The organism is Ideonella flava, from assembly GCF_051857595.1.
GTDB lineage: Bacteria > Pseudomonadota > Gammaproteobacteria > Burkholderiales > Burkholderiaceae_C > Ideonella.
Window position 1 is genome coordinate 164,771 of the sequence record NZ_JBPZHD010000005.1, and the last position, 25,883, is coordinate 190,653.

At 67.6% G+C, this 25,883-nt stretch carries 24 protein-coding genes; 20 read left to right on the forward strand and 4 right to left on the reverse strand.

The annotated features are described in order from the left end of the window. Positions 1–8 precede the first annotated feature (8 nt). Both ACS5PM_RS12285 and ACS5PM_RS12290 read left to right on the forward strand, forming a co-directional pair. Positions 9–350 carry a DUF4936 family protein gene (locus ACS5PM_RS12285; RefSeq protein ID WP_439387919.1) on the forward strand — a complete coding sequence of 114 codons (342 nt, stop codon included), beginning with the start codon at positions 9–11 and terminating at the stop codon, positions 348–350. After that, positions 341–1,300, forward strand: a complete 960-nt coding sequence (locus ACS5PM_RS12290) for an NRDE family protein (protein ID WP_439387920.1) — start codon at positions 341–343, stop codon at positions 1,298–1,300. The genes ACS5PM_RS12285 and ACS5PM_RS12290 overlap by 10 nt, the downstream gene beginning before the upstream one ends. A 7-nt stretch (positions 1,301–1,307) precedes the next feature. On the opposite strand, the gene ACS5PM_RS12295 is transcribed toward ACS5PM_RS12290, so the two are convergent. Beyond that, positions 1,308–2,165: a YbgC/FadM family acyl-CoA thioesterase gene (locus ACS5PM_RS12295; protein WP_439387921.1), complete on the reverse strand. Its 858-nt coding sequence runs from the start codon at positions 2,163–2,165 to the stop codon at positions 1,308–1,310. Beyond that, complete coding sequence (locus tag ACS5PM_RS12300) at positions 2,165–3,148, reverse strand: alpha/beta hydrolase (protein WP_439387922.1); 984 nt, start codon at positions 3,146–3,148, stop codon at positions 2,165–2,167. The genes ACS5PM_RS12295 and ACS5PM_RS12300 overlap by 1 nt, the downstream gene beginning before the upstream one ends. Positions 3,149–3,209: 61 nt before the next feature. Between ACS5PM_RS12300 and gbd the strand changes: the two genes are divergently transcribed. From gbd to ACS5PM_RS12315, 3 genes are all read left to right on the forward strand, one after another. After that, positions 3,210–4,358 (forward strand): 4-hydroxybutyrate dehydrogenase, encoded by a 1,149-nt coding sequence (gene gbd, locus ACS5PM_RS12305; RefSeq protein ID WP_439387923.1) that lies wholly within the window; start codon positions 3,210–3,212, stop codon positions 4,356–4,358. 128 nt (positions 4,359–4,486) lie between these two features. Then, entirely contained in the window at positions 4,487–5,794 is a 1,308-nt protein-coding gene (locus tag ACS5PM_RS12310) for an ammonium transporter (RefSeq protein WP_439387924.1), read from the forward strand. 40 nt (positions 5,795–5,834) lie between these two features. Then, positions 5,835–6,128, forward strand: a complete 294-nt coding sequence (locus ACS5PM_RS12315) for a hypothetical protein (protein ID WP_439387925.1) — start codon at positions 5,835–5,837, stop codon at positions 6,126–6,128. A gap of 124 nt (positions 6,129–6,252) precedes the next feature. Here ACS5PM_RS12315 and aceA read toward each other — a convergent pair whose 3' ends face one another. Then, on the reverse strand, positions 6,253–7,551 hold the full coding sequence (gene aceA, locus ACS5PM_RS12320; RefSeq protein ID WP_439387926.1) for an isocitrate lyase: 1,299 nt from the start codon (positions 7,549–7,551) through the stop codon (positions 6,253–6,255). 329 nt (positions 7,552–7,880) lie between these two features. Between aceA and ACS5PM_RS12325 the strand changes: the two genes are divergently transcribed. Together ACS5PM_RS12325 and ACS5PM_RS12330 are read left to right on the forward strand one after the other, a co-directional pair. Beyond that, on the forward strand, positions 7,881–8,399 hold the full coding sequence (locus ACS5PM_RS12325; protein WP_439387927.1) for a hemerythrin domain-containing protein: 519 nt from the start codon (positions 7,881–7,883) through the stop codon (positions 8,397–8,399). A 62-nt stretch (positions 8,400–8,461) separates the two neighbouring features. Continuing rightward, positions 8,462–9,511, forward strand: coding sequence for a LacI family DNA-binding transcriptional regulator (locus ACS5PM_RS12330; RefSeq protein ID WP_439387928.1), 1,050 nt, complete (start codon positions 8,462–8,464; stop codon positions 9,509–9,511). Between the two features lies 1 nt (position 9,512). On the opposite strand, the gene ACS5PM_RS12335 is transcribed toward ACS5PM_RS12330, so the two are convergent. Then, positions 9,513–10,004 (reverse strand): Lrp/AsnC family transcriptional regulator, encoded by a 492-nt coding sequence (locus tag ACS5PM_RS12335; RefSeq protein WP_439387929.1) that lies wholly within the window; start codon positions 10,002–10,004, stop codon positions 9,513–9,515. A 116-nt stretch (positions 10,005–10,120) separates the two neighbouring features. On the opposite strand from ACS5PM_RS12335, the gene aptA reads away from it, so the two are divergent. From aptA to ACS5PM_RS12400, 13 genes are all read left to right on the forward strand, one after another. After that, positions 10,121–11,434, forward strand: a complete 1,314-nt coding sequence (aptA, locus tag ACS5PM_RS12340) for an omega-aminotransferase AptA (protein ID WP_439388204.1) — start codon at positions 10,121–10,123, stop codon at positions 11,432–11,434. Positions 11,435–11,489: 55 nt separating this feature from the next. Next, complete coding sequence (locus ACS5PM_RS12345; protein ID WP_439387930.1) at positions 11,490–12,788, forward strand: NAD(P)/FAD-dependent oxidoreductase; 1,299 nt, start codon at positions 11,490–11,492, stop codon at positions 12,786–12,788. Positions 12,789–12,793: 5 nt separating this feature from the next. Beyond that, on the forward strand, positions 12,794–13,606 hold the full coding sequence (locus ACS5PM_RS12350) for a gamma-glutamyl-gamma-aminobutyrate hydrolase family protein (protein ID WP_439387931.1): 813 nt from the start codon (positions 12,794–12,796) through the stop codon (positions 13,604–13,606). 90 nt (positions 13,607–13,696) lie between these two features. Further along, on the forward strand, positions 13,697–15,064 hold the full coding sequence (locus tag ACS5PM_RS12355; protein ID WP_439387932.1) for a glutamine synthetase family protein: 1,368 nt from the start codon (positions 13,697–13,699) through the stop codon (positions 15,062–15,064). Between the two features lie 11 nt (positions 15,065–15,075). Then, positions 15,076–16,488 (forward strand): aspartate aminotransferase family protein, encoded by a 1,413-nt coding sequence (locus ACS5PM_RS12360; RefSeq protein ID WP_439387933.1) that lies wholly within the window; start codon positions 15,076–15,078, stop codon positions 16,486–16,488. A gap of 66 nt (positions 16,489–16,554) precedes the next feature. Further along, entirely contained in the window at positions 16,555–17,670 is a 1,116-nt protein-coding gene (locus ACS5PM_RS12365) for a polyamine ABC transporter substrate-binding protein (protein WP_439387934.1), read from the forward strand. Positions 17,671–17,712: 42 nt separating this feature from the next. Beyond that, on the forward strand, positions 17,713–18,810 hold the full coding sequence (locus ACS5PM_RS12370; RefSeq protein WP_439387935.1) for an ABC transporter ATP-binding protein: 1,098 nt from the start codon (positions 17,713–17,715) through the stop codon (positions 18,808–18,810). A gap of 5 nt (positions 18,811–18,815) precedes the next feature. Further along, positions 18,816–19,736 (forward strand): ABC transporter permease subunit, encoded by a 921-nt coding sequence (locus ACS5PM_RS12375; RefSeq protein ID WP_439387936.1) that lies wholly within the window; start codon positions 18,816–18,818, stop codon positions 19,734–19,736. Further along, a complete protein-coding gene (locus ACS5PM_RS12380) occupies positions 19,733–20,590 on the forward strand; it encodes an ABC transporter permease subunit (RefSeq protein ID WP_439387937.1) in 858 nt (285 codons plus the stop codon). Before ACS5PM_RS12375 ends, ACS5PM_RS12380 begins: the two co-directional genes overlap by 4 nt. 33 nt (positions 20,591–20,623) lie before the next feature. Beyond that, positions 20,624–22,006, forward strand: a complete 1,383-nt coding sequence (locus tag ACS5PM_RS12385) for a DUF3138 family protein (RefSeq protein ID WP_439387938.1) — start codon at positions 20,624–20,626, stop codon at positions 22,004–22,006. 78 nt (positions 22,007–22,084) lie between these two features. Next, positions 22,085–23,572, forward strand: a complete 1,488-nt coding sequence (locus ACS5PM_RS12390) for an aldehyde dehydrogenase (RefSeq protein ID WP_439387939.1) — start codon at positions 22,085–22,087, stop codon at positions 23,570–23,572. Next, a complete protein-coding gene (glnT, locus tag ACS5PM_RS12395; RefSeq protein ID WP_439387940.1) occupies positions 23,572–24,903 on the forward strand; it encodes a type III glutamate--ammonia ligase in 1,332 nt (443 codons plus the stop codon). Before ACS5PM_RS12390 ends, glnT begins: the two co-directional genes overlap by 1 nt. Before the next feature lie 4 nt (positions 24,904–24,907). Then, complete coding sequence (locus ACS5PM_RS12400) at positions 24,908–25,843, forward strand: DMT family transporter (RefSeq protein ID WP_439387941.1); 936 nt, start codon at positions 24,908–24,910, stop codon at positions 25,841–25,843. Positions 25,844–25,883: the final 40 nt, after the last annotated feature.

The following is a 25,883-nucleotide window of genomic DNA, read 5'->3' on the forward strand; positions in this document are numbered from 1 at the left end:
CTCGCGAGATGACCGCCGTCAGCCCGGTTTCGGGGACACGCGAACGCAGCTGGTTCCTCTACTATCGTGTCTTGCCCGGTGATCTGCCGCGTGCCGTGGAGGCGGTGCGAGGAGCCCAGATCCGGCTGTGCGAAGAGCAACCAGGCCTGCGGGCTGCCTTGATGCAGCGAGCGCCGGCGGCAGGAGCCCACGAGCCCATGACCCTGCTCGAAATCTACAGCGTCGCGAACGACTGGCCGCCCGGTCGTGAGTCGGCATTGCCCGCGGCCATCGAGCACGTCGTCGGCGCCGCCGTGGCGCCATGGCTCCAAGGACCCCGGCATCTCGAAGCCTTCGAGTCGTGTGCCTAGCCGGCCTCGCGCTGGACGTCAGCCGCCGCTTCCCGCTGGTCGTCGCCGCCAATCGCGATGAATACTTTCACCGGCCGGCGGCCCGCCTGGCCTGGTGGACGCCCGAGGGGCAGACCCATCCGATCCTGGGCGGGCGCGACCTTTCCGCCGGCGGCACCTGGATGGGCCTGACGGCCACGGGCCGCTTCGCCCTCGTCACCAACGTCCGGCGGCCCGGCCCCGCCGTCGTGGACGGCCCCTCGCGCGGCCTGATCGTGCCGATCTGGCTGCAGGGCCGCCAGCCGCCGGACCGCTTCTGGGTCCACGTGTCGCTTTCGGGCTATGCACCGTTCAACCTGATCGCGGCCGACTTCCGGCGAGGCGAGTGCTTCTGGGGGACCAACCTGCGGGCCTGCGGACAACGTGTCGAGCGGGGCGTGACGGTCGTCAGCAACGCCGCGGACATCGACGCGCCCTGGCCCAAGGTGCAGTTGCTGAAGGCACGCATGGCCGAGTCCCTGCGCGCCGCGGGCGAGGAGACCACGGTCGACGCGATGGCCAGTCAGCTGTTCGCGATGCTGGCCGACGGCGAGCCCGCGGAGCCTGGGCGCCTGCCCTACACCGGCCTGGACAAGGAGCGGGAGCGCCTGCTCTCGCCCGCCTTCATCCGGACCCCGGACGGGGCCTACGGCACGCGGTGCTCGACACTCGTCATCTCCGAGCGCGCCGGCAAGCATCTGACGACCCACGTGCTCGAGCGCACCTACAACGGCAACGCCGACCGGCCCTTGCTGCGCCGTGCCACCCTGAAGGACTGGCCGCCGAAGTACCAGGCCGAGGAGTCCACCGAGCCGTCGATGCCCGCCGAACCCGCGCCCTGGGGCAAGGTCGACGAGAGCGAGCTGGATGAAGTGGCCATGCCGCCGGCGAAGAAGCGCCGCGTGCGCAGCCTCATCCGCCCCCTTCGCTGAAGCCCGCTCAGAGGTTGCGCACCATCTCCACGTGGGCGATGCCCGCCTCCTCGAACTCCGGCCCGCGCTGGTGGAAGCCGGCACGCCGGTAGAACGGCTCGGCGCTCATCTGGGCGTGGAGGATGACCTCCTGCTCGCCGCGGTCTCGCGCGGCCTGCATCAAGGCATCCAGCACGGCCCGGCCGACATGGCTGCCTCGCAGCTGGCGCCTCACGGCCATGCGGCCGATCTTGGCCACACCGGGCACGTGCTCGAGCATCCGGCCCGTGGCGAGCGGCATGCCGAGCCGGTTGTAGGCCACCGCATGCACGCAGCCGGAGTCGGCCGTGTCCCACTCCATTTCGGCCGGGATCTTCTGCTCTTCGATGAAGACCTCGGCGCGGATGGCGCCGGCGTCGTGCCCCAGTTCTTCCCAGCTGCCGACGCGCACCTCCACCATGGCCTCGCCGGCTTCGAAGCCCAGCAAGGTGCTGCGCAGGTCCGGCGGCACCGGCTGCGGGGCGCGCGCCACGGGGTCGGCATAGACGTAGACCAGTTCGCCGCTGACCAGCAGCTCCTCCCCGCGGAAGACGCCAGTGGCGAAGAGCATGGACGACGTTCCGATTCGCTCGCAGCGCACGCCGATGTCCAGCACGTCGTCGTAGGCCGCAGCGGCGAAATATTCGAGCGTCGACTTGCGCACGAACAGGTCGCCGCCCAGGCGATGCATCACCTCTTCGTACGGCAGCGCGAGAGCGCGCCAGTAGCCGGCGACCGCGGTGTCGATGTACATCAGGTAGTGACCGTTGAAGACGATCTTCTGCATGTCCACCTCGGCCCAGCGCACCCTCAGGCGCTCGAGGAAGCGGAAGTCGCTGCGCGTCATCACGTGGTCTCCTGCGTCAGGTGGTTCCATGCGGATCGCAGGGCCCGCGCGGCGAAGTCCTGGGCCTGGCCGGCCTCTTTCAGGACGCGGCCGAGCTTGATGAAGTCGTGCGTCACGCCGCGCACCAGGTCCAGCTCGACCGCCACGCCGGCGGCGCGCAGCTTGTCGGCATAGGCGAGCCCTTCGTCGACGAGCGGGTCGCACTCGGCCAGCAGCACGCAGGCCGGCGCGACGTCCTCCAGGTCGGGCGCGTTCAGCGGCGCAAAGCGCCAATCCTCGCGGTCGCGGCGGTCGATGTAGTGGTCGAAGAACCAGCTGATCGCATCGCTCTCGAGCAGGAAGCCGTGGGCGAAGAGCTTGTGCGAGCCGGTATCGGCGTGGGCCGTGGTCCCGGGCGTGATGAGCAGCTGCATCGCGAGCGGCAGCCCGGCGTCCCGCGCCAGGATGGCGCACACCGCGGCCAGTGTGCCGCCGGCGCTGTCGCCGCCGACCGCCAGGCGCGAGCCGTCCAGCTTCAGCGACGAGGCGCCTTCGCCGGCCAGCCAGCGCAGCGCGGCAAAGGCGTCGTCCACCGCGGTCGGGAAACGGTGCTCGGGAGCGAGGCGGTAATCCAGCGCCAGCACGGCCGCTCCGCTGCGCCTGGCCAACTGGCGGCACAGGCTGTCGTGCGTCTCCAGGTTGCCGATGACGAAGCCGCCGCCATGCAGGTACAGCAGCACCGGCATCCGCTCCTGGCTGGGGGCATACAGGCGGGCCGGCAGTGGCGACCCGTCGGCCGCAGGGATCGAAAGATTCTCGACCCGCGCCAGCGGCGCGCGCGGCGGCTCCAGCACTTCGGCCCCTCCTTGATAGGCCGCCCGCGCGTCGGCCGGGCTCATCTGGTGGAAAGGCGTCCGTTTGAGTCGCTGGATGCGCTCCAGCGTGCCCGACATGGCGGGCGTGAGCAGGCAGGTGGGGGGGCGGTGACTCAGGGTGGGCCTCATTGGCGCGGGAACCAGCGCTTGAGCATACTGGCTCCATCGAAGCGAACCGGATTGCCCAGACATGGCCCGCATCCAGTACCTCACGCAGATCGAGATCGACTTCGGCGCCGTACGCCTGCTGCCTCAGGAGTGCGAACGTGCGGGCATCCGGCGCCCATTGATCGTCACCGACCCGGGCGTGCGCGCCGCCGGCGTGCTGGCCAAGGCCGAGGACGCGCTGCAAGGCCTGACGCACGCCGTGTTTGATGCCACGCCCCCCAACCCGACGGAGGCTGCCGTGCGCGCGGCCACTGCCGTGTATGCGCAGCACCGTTGCGACGGCCTCATCGCGGTGGGCGGTGGATCGAGCATCGACCTGGCCAAGGGCGTCGCGATCGCCGCGACCCACTCCGGTCCCTTGATCGACTACGCCACCATCCTGGGCGGCAGCCCGAAGATCAGCGAGGCCGTCGCGCCGCTGCTCGCCGTGCCCACCACCGCCGGCACCGGCAGCGAAGTGGCGCGCGGCGCCATCCTCATCGTCGACGACGGCCGCAAGCTCGGCTTCCACAGCTGGAACCTGCTGCCCAAGGCGGCCCTGCTCGACCCCGAGCTGACGCTGGGCCTTCCGCCGCTGCTGACGGCAGCCACCGGCATGGACGCCATCGCCCACTGCATGGAGACCTTCATGGCGCATGCCGTGAACCCACCGGCCGACGGCATCGCCCTGGACGGCCTGGCGCGCGGCTGGGCACACATCGAGCGCGCCACGCGCGACGGCGCGGATCGCGAAGCGCGCTGGAACATGATGAGCGCGAGCATGCAAGGCGCCCTGGCCTTCCAGAAAGGCCTCGGCTGCGTGCATTCACTCAGCCACAGCCTCGGCGGCCTCAATCCGCGCCTGCACCACGGCACGCTCAACGCCGTCTTCCTGCCGGCGGTCGTGGCCTTCAATGCCGGTGCCGAAACCATCCAACGCGAGAGCCGACTGCAACGCATGGCGCACGCGATGGGCCTGGGCGCGTGCGATGCCGAAGGCCGCGCGATTGGTGAGGCCATCCGGGCGATGAACGCCCGGCTGGGCCTGCCAGCCGGCCTGCGTGCAATGGGCGTCGACGAGTCGATGTTCGATCACATCATCGAGCACGCCCTGCTCGACCACTGCCACAAGACCAACCCCCGCCTGGCCAGCGCGGACGACTACCTCGGGATGCTGCGGCAGTCGATGTGAGCGCGCCGCGTTGGTAACCAGGAGCTCGCCCGCGCGCTGATCAGCGCACCGGCGGGACCGGCCTGGAACTTGCTAAGCCATGGCACAAAGCAAGTTGGGCTCAAGCAATGAAAAGAGGGGTCGTGGGGATGCGCATGCGCGCATGCGGGGCGGTGGCGTGCCTGCTGCCGGGTAGTTCTTCCTGGGCTCAGCTGCCCTCGGGCTCCGCTGTGGTGCCCATGGCGCAGCTCAGTGCTGGCGACACGGCCTGGATGATCAGTGCAACCACGCTGGTGCTGCTGATGACCATCCCCGGGCTGGCGCTGTTCTACGCCGGCATGGTGCGCAAGAAGAACATCCTCGGCACCCTGGCCCAGGTGATGGCCGTCACCGCGCTGGTCAGCCTGCTGTGGTTCGCCGCTGGCTACAGCCTGGCCTTCATGCCGGGCAGCCCCTGGCTCGGTGGTACCGACAGCCTGGGGCTGGCCACAGTGCGGCTGTTCAAGGCGCAGGGTCTGGTATCGGTGCACCCGCTCGCGCCAACGGTGCCCGAATCTGTGTTTGCGATGTTCCAGCTCAGCTTCGCCGTCATCACGCCGGCGCTGATCGTGGGCTCCTTTGCCGAGCGCATGCGCTTTGCCGCCCTGCTCTTGTTCATCGGCGGCTGGTCGTTGCTCGTGTATGCGCCGGTGGCGCACTGGGTGTGGGCCGCCGATGGCTGGCTGGCGACCCGGGGCGTGCTGGACTTCGCCGGCGGCACCGTCGTGCACATCAACGCGGGCGCAGCCGGCTTGGTGGCCGCCTTCATGCTGGGCCCGCGCCAGGGTTACGGCAAGGTGGCGTTGATGCCGGCGAACCTGGGTTACACGATGATGGGCAGCGCCTTGCTGTGGGTCGGCTGGATGGGTTTCAACGGCGGCTCGGCGGCAGCGGCGGATGGCCGGGCCGGCATGGCGATGCTGGTGACCCAGCTCGCTGCCGCGGCAGCCGCCCTGTCTTGGATGGCCGCTGAATGGCTGGTGCGCCGCACGCCCACCTTGCTGGGGCTGTGCAGCGGCGCCGTCGGCGGGTTGGTGGCGATCACGCCGGCCTCGGGTTTCGTCGGCCCGATGGCGGCGGTGGGCATCGGCGTGGCCAGCGGGCTGGGCTGCTACTGGGGTGCCACCGGACTGAAGCGCCTGATCGGCGCCGACGACTCCCTCGACGTGTTCGGCGTGCACGGCGTCGGCGGCCTGATCGGTGCGCTGATGACCGGCTGGCTCGCCGACCCGCTCATCGGCGGCGTGCGCGGCTCTCTCGAGGCACAGCTCATGGCCGCCGGCGCGACCTTGCTCTACAGCGCCGCGGCAACCGCGCTGCTGCTCTGGCTGATCGGCCGCCTGGTCGGCCTGCGCATCGATGACAAGCAAGAGCAGACCGGGCTGGACCTGAGCCAGCACGGCGAGCGGGTCGAGTGAGCAGGCCAGGTTTTCCGCGTTCAAGTCCAAGGAGTGAACCATGCTGGATAGCGAGAAGTTGGCCATCGCAGCGCACCTTCATGTGGTCATGCGCCGAGCGATGGGCCGCGTAACGGATGTCGAGTGGTTGATCCGCAGCCCCGAGTACGCGCGCGAGATCATTCGCGTGGCGTTGGCCGAGCAGGATCGGCCCGAATTGCACGATTGGGCGAATCGCTTGCAACGCGCGCTGTTCGGCGCCCCTCCATCCAGCGTGGCCCTGCCCGGCAGCACCGTGCCCAGCGCAGCGCCCAAGCCGCCGCCGGCGGCGAAATACATCGGCCGCTTGCGCTGAGCCCGGCACCCGGCGGGGTCGCAGTCGAATAGCCCCGGCGAGAGGCCCGGACAAACAAAAAAAGCCCGGCGGATGCCGGGCTTGTCCCTCACACGCTCCCTCGCGGAGCATGGCTGCTGTCCTGTCAGCCGTGCTTCTGGTCGAAGAATTGCTCGTCTTCCGTGGAGCCCTTCAGCGCCGCCGTGGAAGATTCCTTCTCGATCGTGGTCGTGACCGCGTCGAAGTAACCCGTGCCCACTTCACGCTGGTGCTTCACCGCGGTGAAGCCACGCTCGGCGGCAGCGAACTCGCGCTCCTGCAGTTCCACGAAGGCGCTCATGTTGTTGCGGGCGTAGCCGTAGGCCAGGTCGAACATCGAGTAGTTCAGGGCATGGAAGCCGGCCAGCGTGATGAACTGGAACTTGTAGCCCATGGCGCCGAGCTCGCGCTGGAACTTGGCGATGGTCGCGTCGTCGAGGTTCTTCTTCCAGTTGAAGCTGGGCGAGCAGTTGTAGGCCAGCAGCTTGCCCGGGAACTTGGCGTGGATGGCTTCGGCGAAGGCCTTGGCGTAGGCCAGGTCCGGCTTGCCGGTCTCGCACCACACCAGGTCGACGTAAGGCGCATAAGCCAGGCCGCGCGACACCGCCTGCTCCAGGCCCGGCTTGGTGCGATAGAAGCCCTCGACGGTGCGCTCGCCGGTGCAGAAGGGCTGGTCGGTCTCGTCCACGTCGCTGGTCACCAGGTCGGCGGCTTCAGCGTCGGTACGGGCCACGAGGATGGTCGGCACGCCCATCACGTCGGCCGCCAGGCGAGCGGCCACCAGCTTGCTCACCGCTTCCCGCGTGGGCACCAGCACCTTGCCGCCCATGTGGCCGCACTTCTTGACCGCCGCCAATTGATCCTCGAAGTGCACGCCTGCGGCACCCGCCTCGATCATGGCCTTCATCAGCTCGAAGGCGTTCAGAACGCCACCGAAACCGGCTTCCGCATCGGCCACGATGGGCGCGAAGAAATCGATGTCGTCCTTGCCTTCGCTCCACTGGATCTGGTCGGCGCGCTGGAAGGTGTTGTTGATCTTCTTGACGACCTTGGGCACCGAGTCCACCGAGTACAGCGATTGGTCGGGGTACATCTCGCCGTTGGAGTTGGCGTCACCGGCCACCTGCCAGCCCGAGAGGTAGATCGCCTTCAGGCCGGCCTTGACCTGCTGCATCGCCTGATTGCCGGTCAGGGCACCCAGCGCATTGACGAACGGCTCGGTGTTGATCGAGTTCCACAGCTTCTCGGCGCCGCGCTTGGCGATGGTGTGCTCGATCTGCAGCGAACCGCGAAGGCGGACGACGTCGGCGGCGGTGTAGCCACGCTTGATGCCTTTCCAGCGCGGGTTCTCGGCCCAGTCCTTTTCGAGGGCGGCGATTTGTTGTTCGCGGGTCAGTCGGGTCATGTCGATCTCCTTCAGAGGCAGGAAAAGTTGGAACTTGCTGGGCTCAAGCGTACGACGACGGCAGCGCCGATGGAAGACTTATGTCTTATATAAGACACAAATTTTGCACCAGCAAAATCAATGACTTGCGTCATAAGTTTCGCAATGCGGATTCCTGGGTTTCATGATGAAAAACAGTGCTGCAATGCAGCATGCACCGATTTCACAATGCGAATTGAAAATTCCGGGATGCAAAAAGCATCGACCCGAAGGTCCCAGGTTGACGGGCCTCAATCCGGCCGTGCCGGGCACCCCGAAGAATGCGCCGAAGCCATCCAAGGAGGTTCGTCATGCAACTCGTTCCCGTCGCCGCTCGCCCCGCCAGGGCGCCAACTCCGCCCCTGCCGTTGCCCGAGGTGCTGTCAGCGACGCACCGCGATCTGCTGCTGGCTCTGGACCAGCTGACCCGCCTGTTGCGTGACATCGCTGAACAGGGTGCAACGCCCGAGTTGCGAGCGATCGCGCATTCGCTCACCCGCTTCCTTGACGAAACCGGCCGGGCCCATCACGCAGAGGAAGAGCGCGCCGTCTTCCCGGCCCTGCTGGCCAGCTCAGATGCCGATCTGGTCCAACACGTGCGCCGCCTGCAACAGGACCATGGCTGGCTCGAGCAGGACTGGCTGGAACTGGGTCCGCAACTCGATGCCGTAGCCTATGGCATAGGCGGTGTCGACATCCCGGCCCTGGCCGCTGCCGCGGAGGTCTACTGCACGCTCTACCGCGAGCACATCGCGCTGGAAGAGAGCGTGGTGTATCCCGAAGCGCGCCGGCTGGGTTTCCTGTCGGAGGGCGGCCACCGACGGGCGTGACATCCACCCGGCCTGCCGCTTTCCCTCATCCCGCATCACCCCCGCGAACATAAACTGCCGCGATGAGTTCCCCACCCGCCACGCGGCGTAGTCCGCGTGCCGCCGCCGCCAGCCAGACTGGCGTCGTCACCCTGCAGCAGGTGGCCGAGCGGGCGGGCGTGTCGCCCAGCACCGTATCGCGCATCCTGAACGGCACCGCCGTCGTCAGCCCCGACAAGCACAAAGCCGTGTCCGATGCGATCGCCCAGCTCGGCTTCGTGCCCAACCCCGTCGCACGCGGCCTCGCGGGCGGACGCACGTTGAGCGTGGGGGTGGTCACCCAGGCGATCGACTCGCCCTTCTACGGAGGTGCCCTGCGGGGGATCGAGGACACGCTCCAGCCCGCCGGCTATATGCCCCTGTTCGCCAGCGGGCAGTGGGACGCGATGGCCGAGAAGCAATGCGTCGACGTGCTGCGCTCGCGCCGGGTCGACGGACTCATCGTCCTGACCGGCCGGATGAGCGACAGCGCCCTGGAAGCGGTCGCCGCCAGTCTGCCCGTGGTGATCACCGGGCGCCGCCTCGTCGCTCCGGATTTGTTCTCGCTCGACTTCGACGACGAAGCCGGTGCGCGCATGGCGGCCGAACACCTGCTGCAGCTGGGCCACAGGCGCATCGTCTTCATTCGGGGCGATCCGTTGCACCCCGACGCCCAGGCTCGCGAGCGCGGCTTCCGGGCTGCCCTTTCGGCCGCCGGGGTTCCGGTCGATGAGGCCCTCGTGCTGGACGGAAACTACCTGGAGGAGTCGGGCCTGCACAGTGTCGAGCGGCTGCTCGAGACCGGCCCGGGCTTCACGGCCATCTTCGCCTCCAACGACCAGATGGGCGTGGGCGCCGCACTCGCCCTGTACCGGCGGGGGCTGCGCATTCCGCAGGACGTGTCGCTGATCGGATTCGATGACCTGCCCAGCTCGGCCTACACCGTGCCGCCGTTGACGAGCGTGCGCCAGCCCATCTATGACCTCGGCAGGCTCGCGGCCGCCGCCATGCTGGAACTGCTGGCCGGCCGCTCGCCCACCGTACTCCTGCCGCCGCCTCGGCTGGTGGTGCGCGAGTCGACTGCGGCGATCTGAATCAGTTGTCGCCGCCCACCGGCAAGGCGGTCGTCTTCTTCACCGTTCGCAACACCAACATCGAGTTCGATCGCTCCACCCCCGGCAGGCGCATCAGCACCTCGGTGTGGAAGCGCTCCAGGTCTTCGGCGTCCCGGTACGAGAACCGGATGAGGTAGTCATTGGAGCCGGCGACGTAGTAGCAATCCAGCACCTGCGGCTCGTCGCGCACCGCCTGCTCGAAGGCATGCAGCAGGCCATTGCTCATGTTCTCGAGGTTGATGATCGTGAAGCTGGTGCCGTGCTGCCCGATCGCCTTCGGGTTGAGCAGCGCGACGTATTGCGCGATGACCCCTTCGTCTTCGAGTTGCTTGACCCGCCTCAGGCAGGCCGACGGCGACAGGTGCACTCTTTGGGCGAGTTCCACGTTCGACAGCTTCCCGTCGGCCTGGAGCTCTTGCAGGATGAGGCGGTCGATCGCATCCAATTGCGGTGTTTTGGCTGTCTCTCGCATAACGTTTCAATTTGCCCCGGGTCGATTCGCATTTTATTGCGCCGCCGAGGGTTCACCCCCGTGGATCGCGCAAGCACATTGCGCGCCCGTTTACATAGACTCACAGCCCTATGACCATGACGCAAGACGCTTCGCTCGACGCCTACTGGATGCCCTTCACGGCCAACCGCCAGTTCAAGAAGGCGCCTCGCCTGTTCACCCGGGCCTCGGGCATGCATTACTGGACCGACGACGGTCGGCAGGTGCTCGATGGCGTCGCCGGCCTGTGGTGCGTGAATGCCGGGCACGCACGCCCGAAGATCGTGCAGGCCATCGCCAGCCAGGCGGCCGAGCTCGACTACGCCCCGCCCTTCCAGATGGGCCACCCCAAGGCCTTCGAACTCGCGGCCCGGGTGGCCGAGCTGGCGCCGGCGGGCATGAACAAGGTGTTCTTCACCAACTCGGGCTCCGAGTCGGTCGACACGGCGCTCAAGATCGCGCTCGCCTACCACCGCGTGCGCGGCGAGGGGCAACGCACCCGCCTGATCGGCCGCGAGCGGGGCTATCACGGGGTCAACTTCGGCGGCATCTCGGTGGGCGGCATGGTGGCCAACCGCAAGATGTTCGGCGCGATGCTGGCCGGCGTTGATCACATCCGCCACACCCACGATCCGGCCCGCAATGCCTTCAGCGTGGGCCAGCCCGCGCATGGTGCCGAGTTGGCCGACGACCTGGAGCGCCTGGTCGCCCTGCACGATGCCTCGACCATCGCCGCGGTCATCGTCGAGCCGGTGGCCGGTTCCACCGGGGTGCTGCTGCCTCCGGTGGGCTACCTGCAGCGCCTGCGCGAGATCTGCGACAAGCACGGCATCCTGCTGATCTTCGACGAGGTCATCACCGGCTTCGGCCGCACCGGCGCCCCCTTCGCGGCCCAGACCTTCGGCGTCACGCCCGACCTCATCACCTGCGCCAAGGGCTTGACCAACGGTTGCGTGCCGGCAGGCGCCGTGATCGTCAAGGAGGCCATCCACCAGACCTTCATGCAGGGTCCGGAACACCTGATCGAGTTCTTCCACGGCTACACCTACTCCGCGCATCCGCTGGCTTGCGCAGCCGGGCTCGCTTCGCTGGACACCTACCGCGAAGAGGGTCTGCTCACCCGTGCTGCCGAACTGCAGGGTTACTTTGCCGAAGCCCTGCACTCGCTCAGGGGATTGCCGAACGTCATCGACATCCGCAACATCGGCCTGGTCGGCGGCATAGAGCTGGCGCCGCGCGCGGACGCGCCAGCCCAGCGGGCCTTCGACGTCTTCCTCGATTGCTTCCAGGCCGGCGTGCTCATCCGCACCACCGGCGACACCATCGCCCTGTCGCCGCCGCTGATCATCGAGCGGCCACAGATCGACCAGATCGTCGGCACGCTGGCCACCGCCATCAAGCGGGTGGCCTGAAACCTGCATCCGACCGGACGCCAACCAACCAAAGGGCTTGCCTAGCGCATACCGTATGAGTTTCCTCAGCATCGACCGCGATCTCGCCCGCGACTCGTATTACGCCGCCACGGTGCGGCGGGGGCCCGGGTATCCCGCGTTGTCGGCAGACGTCGATTGCGACGTGGCTGTCGTCGGGGGCGGCCTGGCCGGTCTCAGTGCCGCGCTGGAACTGGCCGGCAAGGGATTCGACACGGTGCTGCTGGAGGCCAGGGAGGTCGGCTGGGGCGCCAGCGGGCGCAACGGCGGGCAGGCCATCCACGGCCTGGCCTGCGACCAGGAAACCATAGAGGCGCAGGTCGGGCTGGAAGAGGCCCGCCGGGTGTGGGACATGTCGATCGAGGCGCTGGATCTCATCCGCCAGCGCATCGTCGACCATGACATCGACTGTGACTGGCGCGACGGCTATCTCGGCCTGGCGACCACCCGCGGCAAGGCGGAGGACCTCAGCCGCTGGGCCGACCGGATGGACGAGGTCTACGGCGCGGGGTTCACGCGCATTCCCGAAGCCGACGTCCGGCGCTGGATAGACAGCCCGCGCTACAAGGGCGGCATCCACGATCCGCGTTCGGGCCACCTGCATCCGCTGAAGTACTCGCTCGGCGTGGCCGCGGCGGCAACGCGCGCCGGCGCGCGGCTGCACGAGAACACGCACGTCACGGCCGTCGAGCCGCACGCCGGCGGCGTTCGCGTCCGCACGGCGCAAGGCCGGGTGAACGCCAAGCAGGCGCTGCTGGCCGGCAACGTCTACCTGCAAGGCGTCTCGCCGAAGCTGGAAGACCGCATCATGCCGGTCGGCACCTACATCGTCTGCTCCGCGCCGATAGCCGGCGCGCTGTGCGACTCCCTGGTGCCGACGCGCTCGGCGGTGTGCGACACCAACTTCGTGCTCGACTACTTCCGCCCGACCAACGACAACCGGCTGCTCTACGGCGGCCGGGTCAGCTACAGCACCCTCACGCCCCGCAACCTGGCGCAAGGCATGCGCGATCGGATGGTGGGCACCTTCCCCCAGCTCGCCGGCATCGGCGTCGACCACGCGTGGGGAGGATTCGTTGACATCACCATGAACCGTGCGCCCGATTTCGGCCGTCTCTCGCCCCAGCTTTACTACCTCCAGGGCTTCTCGGGCCATGGCCTGGCGCTGACCGGCCTGGCCGGCAAGCTGGTGGCCGAGGCGATGAGCGGCGACGCCTCGCGCTTTGACGTTTTCGCCCGCCTGAAGCACCATGCCTTCCCGGGAGGCCGCTGGCTGCGCACCCCGGCACTGGTGCTCGGCATGGCCTGGTATCGACTGCGGGACCTGCTGGGATGAACGACATGACCACGCCCCAAGCCCTGACCGGCATCCAGCCCGAAGCCGCCGCGGCGGCTGCCGCCAAACCGGTGGTGCTGGTGCCCGCCTGCAATCGCCTGCTCGGCGAGCATCCTTTCCACATCGCCGGCAAGAAGTACCTCGATGCCGTGCGCCTGGCCGGCGGCCTGCCGCTGATCGTGCCCTCGGCCGAGGAGGCCGAGATCGAAGTCCTGCTCGACATGGCCGACGGCGTGCTGCTGACGGGCTCGCCCTCGAATGTGCACCCCAGCCATTTCGGCGAAGAGGTGATGGACCCTTCCTTGCCGCTGGACCCGCTGCGCGACAGCTGGACGCTGCCGCTGATCCGCCGGGTCATAGACCGCGGCATTCCGCTGTTCACCATCTGTCGCGGCACCCAGGAGGCCAACGTGGCGCTGGGAGGATCGCTGCACCAGGCGGTGCACCGGATCGAGGGCCACGACGACCACCGCGGTGCCGATGGCGCGCCTGCGGAAGAGGTCTACGGGCCGGCGCACGACGTCCTCGTCACCGAAGGTGGCCTGTTGGGCTCCATCGTCGGGCAGCCGCGTTTCGAGGTGAATTCGGTCCACGGGCAGGCGGTGAACCGCCTGGCCGACGGCCTGCGCGTGGAGGCGCGCGCTCCCGACGGGGTGGTCGAGGCCTTCTCGGTCGCCGAGTCGAGCGGATTCACGATGTGCGTGCAGTGGCACCCGGAGTGGCTGGCCGCGCAGAACCCGGTCTCGATGAAGCTGCTCACCGCCTTCGGCGAGGCCTGCCGCCGCTACCGCGAAGGCCGCCGCGGCCCGCACCCTTAGGGCCGCTCGACCCGCATCGCATGCGGGGCCGAACGAGGCCCCACGCTCCGGCACGCGCCGGAGGAATCCATAACCACAGCAGGTGCCACCATGGCCAGCAGAGAACACTTCAGTTTCAGCGAGCTCGAACAATGGCTCAACCAGAACCGCGTCACCGAGATCGAGTGCCTCGTGCCCGACCTCACCGGCGTGGCCCGCGGCAAGATCCTGCCGCGCGAGAAGTTCACCGAGGACCGCGGCATGCGGCTGCCCGAGGCGGTCGTCGCCATGGGCGTGACGGGCGAGTTCCCCGACGAGGGCCCGTACTACGACGTCATCAACCCGACCGACCGCGACATGCACCTGCGGCCGGATCCGGCCACCGTGCGCATCGTGCCCTGGGCCACCGACCCCACGGCGCAGGTCATCCACGACTGCTACGACCGCGACGGGCAGCTGGTGCCGTTTGCGCCTCGCTCGGTCCTGCGCAGGGTGTGCGACCTCTACGCGGCCGAGGGTTGGGAGCCGGTGGTCGCGCCGGAGCTGGAGTTCTACCTCGTGGCGCGAAACACCGACCCGGACATGCCGCTGAAGCCGCCGGTCGGCCGCAGCGGCCGGTCCGAGACCTCGCGCCAGGCCTACTCGATCGATGCGGTCAACGAGTTCGACCCGCTGTTCGAGGACGTCTACGACTACTGCGAAAAGATGGAGCTGAATGTCGACACCCTTATCCACGAGATCGGTGCCGGCCAGATGGAGATCAACTTCTTCCACGCCCATCCGCTGGGCCTGGCTGACGAGGTCTTCTTCTTCAAGCGCACGGTGCGCGAGGCGGCGCTGCGCCACAACATGTTCGCCACCTTCATGGCCAAGCCCATCGCCGGCGAGCCGGGCAGCGCCATGCACATCCACCAGAGCCTGATCAACAAGCGCACCGGCCGCAACCTGTTCAGCAAGGAGGACGGCACGGCCAGCGACGAGTTCTACTGGTACATCGGCGGCCTGCAGAAGTACATCCCCGCCGCCATGGCGCTGTTCGCGCCCTACGTGAACAGCTATCGCAGGCTGGCCCGCTTCACCGCCGCGCCGATCAACATCCAATGGGGCACGGACAACCGCACCGTCGGGATCCGCTCGCCAGTGGCTTCGCCGAATGCGCGCCGCATCGAGAACCGCGTGATCGGCGCCGACGCGAATCCGTACGTCGCCCTGGCCGCGACGCTCGCCTGCGGCTACCTGGGCATCAAGAACCGGATCGCGCCCTCGCCCGAGTGCAAGGGCGACGCCTACCTGGGTGACTACCAGCTGCCCCGCAGCCTGGGCGAAGCCCTGCACCTCCTGCGCGAGGAGAAGGATCTGGCGGAGGTGCTGGGCGCTTCCTTCGTGACGGTCTACACCGAGGTCAAGGAGATCGAGCACGCCGAGTTCATGAAGGTGATTTCGCCTTGGGAGCGCGAGCACCTCCTCCTGCACGTCTGAAGGACTTCATCATGAGCAACATCACCATCCAGGCCCCCGCCGCCGTCGCCAGCAAGCGCTCGACGCGCGAGTGGCAGCAGGCCGACAGCGCCCACTTCCTGCATCCCTTCACCGACTTCGCCTCGCTGGCGAAGAAGGGCTCGCGCATCATCACCCGCGCCGAAGGCATCTACCTCTGGGACAGCGAGGGCAAGAAGATCCTCGACGCGATGAGCGGGCTGTGGTGCGTCAACGTAGGCTACGGCCAGCAGGCGCTGATCGACGCGGCGACCCGGCAGATGAAGGAGCTGCCCTTCTACAACGCCTTCTTCCAGACCGCCACTCCGCCGGCCATCGAGCTGGCCGAGCTGCTGGCGCAGGTCTCGCCGCCGCAGTTCCAGCACGTGTTCTATTCGAGCTCCGGCTCCGAGAGCAACGACACCATCGTCCGCATGGTGCGCCGCTACTGGGACATCCTCGGCCAGCCCGAGCGCCAGGTCATCATCGGCCGCCAGAACGGCTACCACGGCTCGACCATGGCCGGTGCATCGCTGGGCGGCATGAGCGGCATGCATGCACAAGGCGGCCTGCCGATCCCCAACATCGTGCACATCGACCAGCCCTACTGGTTCGAGAACGGCAAGGGGATGGATCCGGCCGAGTTCGGCAAGGTCGCCGCCGGTTGGCTCGAGGCCAAGATCCTCGAGGTCGGCCCGGAGAAGGTGGCCGCCTTCATCGGCGAGCCGGTCCAGGGGGCGGGGGGCGTGATCGTGCCGCCTTCGACCTACTGGCCCGAGATCCAGCGTATCTGCGACCAGTACGGCATCCTGCTCGTGAGCGACGAGGTCATCTGCGGCTTCGGCCGCACCGGCCGCTGGTTCGGTTGCGAGACCATGGGCACGAAGCCGGACCTGATGACCTTCGCCAAGGGCGTCACCTCCGGCTACGTGCCGCTCGGCGGGGTGATGGTCGGCGACCGCGTGGCCAAGGTGCTGATCGAGCAAGGCGGCGACTTCAACCACGGCTACACGTACTCCGGCCACCCGGTGGCATGTGCTGTGGCCATCGCCAACATCAAGCTGATCCAGCAGCTCAAGCTGGTCGAGCACGTGCGCGAGGACGTTGGCCCGTATCTTGCGCAGCAGTTCGCGACCCTGAGGGACCACCCCCTCGTCGGCAGCACGGAGACCTGCGGCCTGATGGGCGCCATCCTGCTCGTGAAGGACAAGGCGAAGGGCGAGACCTTCGCGGGCGAACTGGAGGTCGGGATGGTCTGCCGCGGCCACTGCTTCGGCAACGGCCTGATCATGCGGGCCGTGGGCGACCGGATGATCATCGCGCCGCCACTGGTGATCACGCGGGCCCAGGTCGACGAGATGATGGCGCTGATCCGCCGCTGCCTCGACCTCACCCTGGCCGACGTGCACGCCAAGGGCTGGCTGTGACCGCGGGTACCCTAACGCTTTCGTCCACCACCTGACCCCCTCCCTTCGCCACTCGGAGACTGCTTCATGAAGCTCACATCGGTTCGATCGGCCCTGACGCTTGCCGCTGCCCTGCTCGTCGCCGCCAGCGGGGCAGCCCAGGCCCAGGAAGAAGAAAAAGTCCTGAACATCTACAACTGGTCCGACTACATCGCCGAAGACACGATCAAGAACTTCGAGAAGGAAACCGGCATCAAGGTCCGGTACGACAACTTCGACACCAACGAGATCCTCCACGCCAAGCTGGTGGCCGGCAAGACGGGTTACGACATCGTCGTCCCCTCATCCAACTGGGCAGGTCTGCAGATCCTCGGCGGCCTGCTGATGAAGCTGGACAAGTCGCAGATCCCGAACCTGAAGAACATGGACCCGTCCATCGCGGCGCAGCTGTCCAAGATCGACCCGGGCAACCAGTACCTTGTGGATTGGCTGTGGGGCTACACCACGGTCGGCATCAACGTCGACAAGGTCAAGGCCGCCCTGGGCGGCCCGCTGCCGGACAACGTCTGGGACCTGGTCTTCAAGCCCGAATACATCAGCAAGCTCAAGTCCTGCGGGGTGTCCTTCCTCGACTCGGCCGACGAGGTGGTGCCGGCCGCGCTGCACTACCTGGGCAAGGAGCGCGTCTCGAAGAACCCGGCCGACTACACCGCGGCGCTCAACCTGCTGAAGTCGGTACGGCCCCACGTGACGCTGTTCAGCTCCTCCGGCTACATCAACGACATGGCCAGCGGCTCGGTCTGCGTGGCGCTCGGCTGGTCGGGCGACATCAACATCGCCCGCCAGCGCGCCATCGACGGCAACACCGGCCAGAAGATCGAGGCCCTGCTGCCCAAGAACGGCGGCCTGCTGTTCTTCGACACCATGGCCATCCCCGCCGATGCGCCCCACCCGGGCAATGCGCACAAGTGGATCAACTACATCTACAAGCCCGAGGTGACCGCGGCGCTGACGAACAAGGTCTTCTACGCCAACGCCAACAAGGAATCGAAGAAGTTCATCAAGCCCGAGGTCGCGAGCAACCCGACGGTGTTCCTCTCGGAGGAGAACGTGGCCAAGATGAAGGGCTCGTCCGACCTGCTGAACAACGAGATCCGCAGACAGCAGAACCGCGTCTACACCGCGTTCAAGACAGGACTCTGATCGGCTGACGCCGCGGCAGGAAGCAACACCCAAGGTGGGCGGATGACAAGCAACGACAACTCGAAGTTCCTCCAGATCAAGGACGTGGTGAAGGACTTCGCCGGCTACAAGGCCGTCAACCACGTGAACCTCGACATCGCCAAGGGCGAGATCTTCGCGTTGCTCGGCTCGTCCGGCTGCGGCAAGACCACCCTGCTGCGCATGCTCGCGGGCTTCGAGACGCCCACCTCCGGCCAGATCATCCTGAACGGCGTCGACCTTGCCGGCATGCCGCCTTACGAGCGGCCGCTGAACATGATGTTCCAGTCGTACGCGCTGTTCCCGCACCTCACGGTGTGGGACAACATCGCGTTCGGATTGCGCCGCGACGGACTGCCATCGGACCAGGTCGCCGCCCGCGTGGATGCGATGCTCAAGCTGGTGCAATTGGGCAAATACGCCAAGCGCAAGCCGCACCAGCTTTCCGGCGGGCAGCAGCAGCGCGTGGCCCTGGCCCGCAGCCTGGCCAAGCAGCCGCAGTTGCTGCTGCTGGACGAGCCGCTGGGGGCGCTGGACAAGAAGCTGCGCGAGCAGACGCAGATCGAGCTGGTCAACATCATCCAGCAGGTGGGCGTGACTTGCGTGATGGTGACCCACGACCAGGAAGAGGCCATGACGATGGCCTCGCGCATCGCGGTGATGAGCGAGGGCCGCTTCCTGCAGGTGGGCGCGCCCACCGAGATCTACGAGACGCCCGCCACCCGCTTCGTGGCCGATTTCATCGGCAACGTCAACCTGATGGACGGCGCGGTCGCGGTCGACGAACCCGACCACGTCGTGATCGACTGTGCCGATTGCCGCCATTACGTCGGCCATGGCATCACGGGCACCTTGGGCATGCCGGTGTCAGTCGCCCTGCGGCCCGAGAAGATCCAGCTCAGCCCGGAGCGGCCGGCTGGCGAGTTCAACGCGGCGCGCGGCACCATCGAGGAGCTGTCCTACTTCGGCAGCTTCACCGTCTACCGCGTCAAGCTGGGCAGCGGGTTGGTGATGGCCGTGAGCCAGGCCAACACCGAACGCCACCGGCAGCACGACTTCACCCGGGGCGACGCCGTCTGGGCGCACTGGACGGACGCGACCCAGGTCGTGCTCACCCAATGACCCCCATGGCGCGCAAGTCGACCTGGTGGCGCGGCCGCACGGCCGTGATCGGCATCCCGTACCTGTGGCTGCTGGCCTTCTTTTTCGCCCCTTTCCTCATCGTCCTGAAGTACTCGGTCTCCGAGATGGGCGCGGTGACGGTGCAGGACGTGATGACGGTGGCCGACGGCGCGGTCAAGCTGGCGGTCAAGTACTCCAACTATGTCTTCATCACCAGCGACGACCTGTACTTCAAGGCCTACCTGTCGAGCCTGAAGTACGCCGCCGTCACCACGCTGTGCTGCCTTTTCATCGGCTATCCCTTCGCCTACTTCATGGCCAGGGCCCGCACCTCGCTGCAGCCCTCGCTGCTGATGCTGGTGATGCTGCCTTTCTGGACGTCGTTCCTGCTGCGCGTGTACGCGTGGAAGGGCCTGCTCGACGAAGGCGGCTGGGTCTCGAACCTGCTGACGTGGCTGCACATCGATGCCTTCCTGCAGTGGGGCGGGATGATCGAGGCGCCGGGCATGTACATGCACACGCCGTTCTCGCTGGTGGTGGGCATGACCTACACCTACCTGCCCTTCATGATCCTGCCGCTGTACGCGAACCTGGCCAAGATGGACCTGCGGCTGCTGGAGGCCGCCACCGACCTGGGCGCCACGCCCTGGGTCGCCTTCTGGACGGTGACGGTGCCGCTCTCGAAGGCCGGGATCATCGCCGGCTCCATGCTGGTCTTCATCCCTTGCGTCGGGGAGTTCGTCACGCCGGAGCTGCTGGGCGGCCCGCAGACGCTGATGATCGGCCGCGTCCTGTGGGACGAATTCTTCAGCAACAACGACTGGCCGATGGCCTCTTCGGTCGCCGTGGTCCTGGTGCTGCTGATCGTGGTACCGCTGGCCGTGTTCAACAAGTACCAGGCGGAAGCCCAGGAGCAGCGCAAGTGAGCAGACGAGCCTTCTTCGGTACGCGCTTCGCTGCGGGCTTCGGCAAGTCATGGCTGTTCGGCGGTTACCTGTTCCTGTACCTGCCGATGATCTCGCTGGTCATCTACTCCTTTAACAAGTCACCTCTGCCTACCAACTGGGGCGGCTTCACGCTGGAGTGGTACGAAAAGCTGGTCCATGACAGCGAGATCCTCTCCGGGTTGTGGCTGTCTTTCAAGATCGCCTTCCTCTCGGCGTGCTTCTCGGTCGTGCTGGGGACGCTCGCGGCCTTTGCCCTGGTCAAGTACAAGCGCTTCTTCGGCCGCACGCTCTTCTCGGGCATGGTCAACGCGCCGCTGGTCATGCCGGAGGTCATCCAGGGCCTGTCGCTGCTGCTGATGCTGGTCGCCATCCAGAAGGCGATCGGCTTCCCCGAGCGGGGCCTCATGACCATCCTGCTGGGCCACCTGATGATGGGCCTGTCGTATGCGTCGGTGGTGATCGCGGCGCGGCTGCAGGACCTGAATCCGCAGCTGGAAGAAGCAGCGATGGACCTGGGCGCCAAGCCTTGGCAGGTGTTCTACCTCGTCACGCTGCCGATGATCTCGCAGTCGCTGGTGTCGGCCTGGCTGCTGACCTTCAGCCTGTCGCTGGACGACGTGGTGGTCTCGGCCTTCTTGTCCGGGCCCGGGGCCACCACCATGCCGTTGGTCATCTTCTCGCGCGCACGCCTGGGCCTGAACCCGAGCGTGAACGCGGTGGCCACCGTGATCATCGTCGTGGTCGCGGTGTGCGTCACCGTGGCCAGCATCCTGGTCGCCCGAGCCGAACGCCGGCGCGCTGCCGAGATCAGCGCCGCCCAAAGAGAGTCCTGACACATCCGTGAAGAGTCAACCCCCGGAGACCCCATGAAGAAGATCAGACTGACTGCCCTGTCCGCGGCCCTGCTGGCCGCCTTCGCCGCCCCGAGCGTCATGGCCCAGAGCAACGAGGAATTGCTCAAGGAACTGAAGGCGCTGCGGGCCCGGGTGGAGGAGCTCGAGAAGAAGGTGGCCGCCCAGCCCCAGCCGCAGTCCGCTGCCGAGCCTAAATGGGGCATGACGCCCGAGCAGGTGCAGGAGTTCAACCGCGTGGCGGTGAAGACCGAGGCGCTGGAGGACGTGATCGAAAGCCAGGGCTTCAAGGGCCTGAAGGTCACGGGCTTCATCGAGCCGGTCTTCATCTACAACCAGCGGCAGGACCGGGCCGGATTCCAGTTCCTGAACCAGCAGTCCGACGGCTATTTCTACGACACCTCCTTCATGGGCTCGGCCACGATCGACTTCCTGAAGGAGACCGAGGGCGGCACGCTGTGGCACCTGACGCTGACGCCCAACCGCGGCGTGGGGGCGGGCATAGACGGCCTGTCCATCGTGCAGGAGGCCAGCGTCTCGGTGCCCCTGGGCAGCCTGCAGACGCGCCTGATCGCCGGCCAGATCCCGGACTGGTCCGGCTACGAGTACCAGCAGCCGACGCTGAACCCCTTCACCACCCACAACCTGCTGTACGACTTCACCCTGCCGTTCGGCTACACCGGCGTCGGCCTGGACCTGAAGGAAGGCAAGTGGTGGGTGCGCACCATGCTCGCCAATGTCAACGCCACCATGCGCCAGGCGGGCGAGAAGTCGCCGGTCTGGGCCTTCCGCGTCGACTACTCCAAGGGGGAGTTCAACGGCTGGGGCTTCGCCAGCCTGGTGGGCAAGTCGCCGAACTTCAACACCGGCAACAACACCATGGCCTACCTGGCCGAGCTGGATGGTTACTTCATCCGCGGCGACCTCACGCTGCAGGGCCAGGTCAGCGTCGGCAAGCAGAAGGAAGGCGCGATCACCCCTGCCCTGGATGGCAGCTGGCGCGATGCCCAATGGGCGGGCCTGTCCGGGCTGGCCGGCTACATGTTCACGCCGCGCCTGCAGGGCCTGGTGCGGGCCGACTACATCAAGAACGACAAGAACGGCGGCGGCCTGTTCACCTACAACGGCTACACCACCTTCGACGAGCAGACGGGTGCCGTCATCGTCGGCAACGATGACCGCAACGGCATCGGGCCCGATCTGAACGGCGACGTGAACAAGGGAGCGAACCGTTACGCTGTCAGCCTCGGCCTGAAGTACGCCTTCGACAAGGCGACGACGCTGAAGCTCGAGTACCGCCTGGATGGCGCCGATCGCGCGGTCTTCCTGGACGTCAAGGACGGCACCTACAAGAAGACGAACTCGCTGCTCGGTGCGTCCATGGTCGTCGCGTTCTAGCGCTTCCAGGCCGATCCGCGGCACCGGTGGTCGCCCGTCCCGGCGGGCGGCCACTTCCACTTTCAGAGGATCCCCACCATGTCCACCATCCACTGGGCCGAACGCGCCACCTCGCTGCGCCTGGACGGCCGCAGCGTGATCGACGGCAAGCGCGTCGATGCCACCGACGGCCAGACCTTCGACAAGCGCTCGCCGATCGACAACCGCCTGCTCGGCGCCGTCGTGCGCGGCCAGGCCTCCGATGTCGACGCCGCCGTCAGGAGTGCCCGCGCGGCCTTCGAGGATCGCCGCTGGGCCGGCAAGTCGCCGGCGGCACGCAAGAAGATCCTGCAACGCTTTGCCGAGAAGATCCTGGCCGCCAAGGAAGAGCTGGCCCTGCTGGAGACCCTGGACATGGGCAAGCCCATCCAGTACTCGCTCAGCGTCGACGTGCCCTCCACTGCCCGCTGCATCGCCTGGTATGCCGAGGCCGTCGACAAGATCTACGACGAGATCGCCCCGACGGCCAGCTCGGCCTTGGCGCTCATCACCCGCGAGCCCATGGGCGTGATCGGCGCCATCGTGCCCTGGAACTACCCCATGATCATGGCCTCCTGGAAGCTGGGGCCGGCGCTGGCGGCGGGCAATTCGGTGGTCCTGAAGCCCAGCGAGAAGAGCCCGTACACGGCGCTGCGGCTGGCCGAGCTCGCCGTCGAGGCCGGGATCCCGCCGGGCGTGTTCAACGTGGTGCCCGGCTTCGGCCACGAGGCGGGCGAGGCGCTCGCGCTCCACATGGAGGTCGATGCCATCGGCTTCACCGGCTCCACCCGCGTCGGCCGCCGCATGTACGAGTACGCCGGCCGAAGCAACCTCAAGCGCGTCTACAACGAGCTGGGCGGCAAGTCGGCCTTCGTGGTGTTCGACGACTTCGGCGACATCGAGCGAGCTGCGCGCACGGTGGCCGGCAGCATGTTCTTCAACCAGGGCGAGAGCTGCAACGCGCCGTCCCGTGTGCTGGTGCAGGCGGGCATTGCCGACGAGTTCGCCAAGCTGGTCGCGGCCGAAGCGCCCAAGTACGCGCCGGGCGACCCGCTGGACGCCACGACCGAGCTGGGCGCGCTGGTCGACGAGACCCAGCTGCGGACCGTGCTGAGCTACATAGAGGCGGGCCACCACGAGGGTGCCAAGGTGCTCGCCGGCGGCCGCCAGGCACGCGCCGAGACCGGCGGCTACTACGTCGAGCCCACGGTCTTCACCGGGGTCAGCAACGGCATGAAGATCGCCCAGGAGGAGATCTTCGGGCCGGTCGTCGGCATCATCCCGTTCAACACCGAGGCCGAGGGCATCGCGCTGGCCAACAACTCCAGCTACGGCCTGCAGGCCAGCGTCTGGAGCGACAACATCAACCGCGCCCACCGCGTGGCCCGTGCGCTGCGGGCCGGCACCGTCCACGTGAACCAGTACGACGAGGACGACATCACCGTGCCCTTCGGGGGCTACAAACAGAGCGGCAACGGTCGCGACAAGTCGCTGCACGCCTTCGACAAGTACACCGAGCTCAAGACCACCTGGATCCGGATCGACTGATGGTCGACCTGCAGCAGCGCCTGGCCGACCAGGGCGTGCACACGGTGCTCGCCCAGTTCACCGACATGCATGGCGTGGCCAAGGGCAAGTACGTGCCCCTGGCCAAGCTGCCGGAGCTGATCGAGACCGGCGCGGGCTTTGCCGGCCCGTCCATCTGGGGCACGGCCCTGCCGCGCACCGGACCGCGGGCCGAGTACTACGCCCGCGCCGACGCGGCGAGGGTACAGCCCCTGCCGTGGATGCCGGGCTATGCGCGCGCCGTCTGCAGCGGCTTCGTCGACGGCCAGCCCTTCGAGGCCTGCCCGCGCCAGGTGCTGCAGCGGGCCACACGGCGCCTGGCAGAGCGCGGCTGGACGCTCAAGACCGGCATCGAACCCGAGTTCTTCCTGCTGAAGAAGGAGGGCGACCGGTGGCTGCCGGCGGACGACGCCGATCGCCTCGACAAGCCGTCCTACGACCTGAAGTCCCTGCCTCGGCAGGCCGGTTTCCTGCACGCGCTGCACGACGCGCTGGAGAAATGCGGGCTCCACGTGCTGCAGCTGGACCACGAGGATGCGCACGGCCAGTACGAGGTCAACTTCGCCTTCGACGAGGCGCTGGCGAGCGCGGACCACCTGATGCTGTTCAAGCTCGCCGCCCAGGCCCTGGCGGAAGAGCGCGGCATGGTCTTCTCGATGATGCCCAAGCCCTTCGCCAACCAGCCCGGCAGCGGCCTGCACTTCCACGTCTCGCTCTGGGACGAAGCGGGCCGTTGCGTGTTCGCCCCGGAGGACCGAAGCGGCGCAAGCCTGCTTTCCGCCACGGGCCGTCAGTTCCTTGCCGGCGTGCTGGCGCATTCCCCGGCCCTGTGCGCGTTGGCAGCGCCGACCGTGAACAGCTACAAGCGCCTGGTGGTGGGCGAGTCGCTCTCCGGGACGAGCTGGGCCCCGGCCTACATCGCTCACGGGCCCAACAACCGCACGGCCACGCTTCGCACCCTGCCCGGCCGCTTCGAATGGCGGCTGCCTGATGCCAGCGCCAACCCCTACCTGGCGACGGCGGCGCTGATTGCCGCCGGACTGGACGGTGTCGACCGCGCCCTCGACCCTGGCCCGGACTGCACCGAAGACCTGTTCAGGCTCTCGCCGCGCGAGGTGCAGGAACGGGGGCACGGGCTGCTTCCGCAATCGCTGGAGCAGGCCATCCACGCGCTGGAAGCGGACGAAGTGATCTGCTCGGCGCTGGGCGGCACGCTGGCCGGCGAGTTCATTCGCCTGAAGCGGCTGGAGTGGATCGAGTTCGCGCGCCATGTGAGCGACTGGGAACTGCGGCGCTACGCGGCGGCGTTCTGACGCGGTGACCAATCGCGCAACGGCGGCCGGCGCCGGCAGTTCGCACCTGCCTTGGCTCTCCTACGGATGCCTGGCCCTCAGCATGACGCTGGTGGGCAGCTACGTGGGCCTGTCGCGCTCGCTGGTGGCCGTCTTTCCGGTCTTCCTGCTGGCCTGGTTGCGCTTCGGCATCGCGGCCGTGGCGATGCTCGGCTGGGTGCGCCGGCGCGGTGACGATCCGGCGCTCTCGCGTCGCGACCGGTGGCTGCTGTTCTGGGAAAGCTTCCTGGGGAACTTCCTGTTCTCGATCTGCATGCTTTTCGGGGTCGCCGCCACCTCTGCCGTGGCGGCCGGCGTGGTGATGGCCGGCATCCCGGCGGCCGTGGCCATCCAGTCCCGGCTCTTCCTGGGCGAACGAATAGGCCGCAGGGTCGCCGCCGGCATAGCCTGTGCGGTCCTGGGCATCGCCTGGCTGGCCTTCGCGCGCTCCGGCGCCGACAGTGCCGCCGGACACGAGCCCTTGTGGGGCTACGCCCTGCTGCTCGGCGCCGTGCTGTGCGAGGCGGCCTATGTCGTGATCGGCAAGCGGCTGACGGCGCAGGTATCGCCCCGACGCATCAGTGCCCTGATCAACCTGTGGGGCCTGGCCCTCGTCACGCCCTTGGGCCTGTGGCAAGCACTGGGATTCGATTTCGCAGGCGTGAGCATCGCCACCTGGGGCCTGCTCGTGTTCTACGCACTGGCGGCCAGCATGGTGACGGTGTGGCTGTGGATGCGCGGGCTGCGGCACGTGCCTGCACCAAGGGCGGGCGTTTTCAGCGTGCTGCTGCCGGTGGCAGCCACGTTCGTGGGGGTGATCTTTCTCGGAGAGAGCCTCAGTGCAGCGCAACTAGGGGCTTTGATCCTTTCACTCGCAGGATTGCTCCTGGCGACGGCGCCATACCACACAACTGCCAAGTAACGCGACAGCCGACTCGGGCATTGAGCGTTTTTGTCACAAG

Excerpts from the sequence above, each read along its gene's own strand:
- ACS5PM_RS12285 (WP_439387919.1), top strand. The coding sequence starts at position 9 with ATGACCGCCGTCAGCCCGGTTTCGGGGACACGCGAACGCAGCTGGTTC.
- ACS5PM_RS12295 (WP_439387921.1), bottom strand. The coding sequence starts at position 2,165 with ATGACGCGCAGCGACTTCCGCTTCCTCGAGCGCCTGAGGGTGCGCTGG.
- ACS5PM_RS12300 (WP_439387922.1), bottom strand. The coding sequence starts at position 3,148 with ATGAGGCCCACCCTGAGTCACCGCCCCCCCACCTGCCTGCTCACGCCC.
- gbd (WP_439387923.1), top strand. The coding sequence starts at position 3,210 with ATGGCCCGCATCCAGTACCTCACGCAGATCGAGATCGACTTCGGCGCC.
- ACS5PM_RS12310 (WP_439387924.1), top strand. The coding sequence starts at position 4,487 with ATGCGCATGCGCGCATGCGGGGCGGTGGCGTGCCTGCTGCCGGGTAGT.
- ACS5PM_RS12315 (WP_439387925.1), top strand. The coding sequence starts at position 5,835 with ATGCTGGATAGCGAGAAGTTGGCCATCGCAGCGCACCTTCATGTGGTC.
- aceA (WP_439387926.1), bottom strand. The coding sequence starts at position 7,551 with ATGACCCGACTGACCCGCGAACAACAAATCGCCGCCCTCGAAAAGGAC.
- ACS5PM_RS12325 (WP_439387927.1), top strand. The coding sequence starts at position 7,881 with ATGCAACTCGTTCCCGTCGCCGCTCGCCCCGCCAGGGCGCCAACTCCG.
- ACS5PM_RS12330 (WP_439387928.1), top strand. The coding sequence starts at position 8,462 with ATGAGTTCCCCACCCGCCACGCGGCGTAGTCCGCGTGCCGCCGCCGCC.
- ACS5PM_RS12335 (WP_439387929.1), bottom strand. The coding sequence starts at position 10,004 with ATGCGAGAGACAGCCAAAACACCGCAATTGGATGCGATCGACCGCCTC.
- aptA (WP_439388204.1), top strand. The coding sequence starts at position 10,121 with ATGACGCAAGACGCTTCGCTCGACGCCTACTGGATGCCCTTCACGGCC.
- ACS5PM_RS12345 (WP_439387930.1), top strand. The coding sequence starts at position 11,490 with ATGAGTTTCCTCAGCATCGACCGCGATCTCGCCCGCGACTCGTATTAC.
- ACS5PM_RS12350 (WP_439387931.1), top strand. The coding sequence starts at position 12,794 with ATGACCACGCCCCAAGCCCTGACCGGCATCCAGCCCGAAGCCGCCGCG.
- ACS5PM_RS12355 (WP_439387932.1), top strand. The coding sequence starts at position 13,697 with ATGGCCAGCAGAGAACACTTCAGTTTCAGCGAGCTCGAACAATGGCTC.
- ACS5PM_RS12360 (WP_439387933.1), top strand. The coding sequence starts at position 15,076 with ATGAGCAACATCACCATCCAGGCCCCCGCCGCCGTCGCCAGCAAGCGC.
- ACS5PM_RS12365 (WP_439387934.1), top strand. The coding sequence starts at position 16,555 with ATGAAGCTCACATCGGTTCGATCGGCCCTGACGCTTGCCGCTGCCCTG.
- ACS5PM_RS12370 (WP_439387935.1), top strand. The coding sequence starts at position 17,713 with ATGACAAGCAACGACAACTCGAAGTTCCTCCAGATCAAGGACGTGGTG.
- ACS5PM_RS12375 (WP_439387936.1), top strand. The coding sequence starts at position 18,816 with ATGGCGCGCAAGTCGACCTGGTGGCGCGGCCGCACGGCCGTGATCGGC.
- ACS5PM_RS12385 (WP_439387938.1), top strand. The coding sequence starts at position 20,624 with ATGAAGAAGATCAGACTGACTGCCCTGTCCGCGGCCCTGCTGGCCGCC.
- ACS5PM_RS12390 (WP_439387939.1), top strand. The coding sequence starts at position 22,085 with ATGTCCACCATCCACTGGGCCGAACGCGCCACCTCGCTGCGCCTGGAC.
- glnT (WP_439387940.1), top strand. The coding sequence starts at position 23,572 with ATGGTCGACCTGCAGCAGCGCCTGGCCGACCAGGGCGTGCACACGGTG.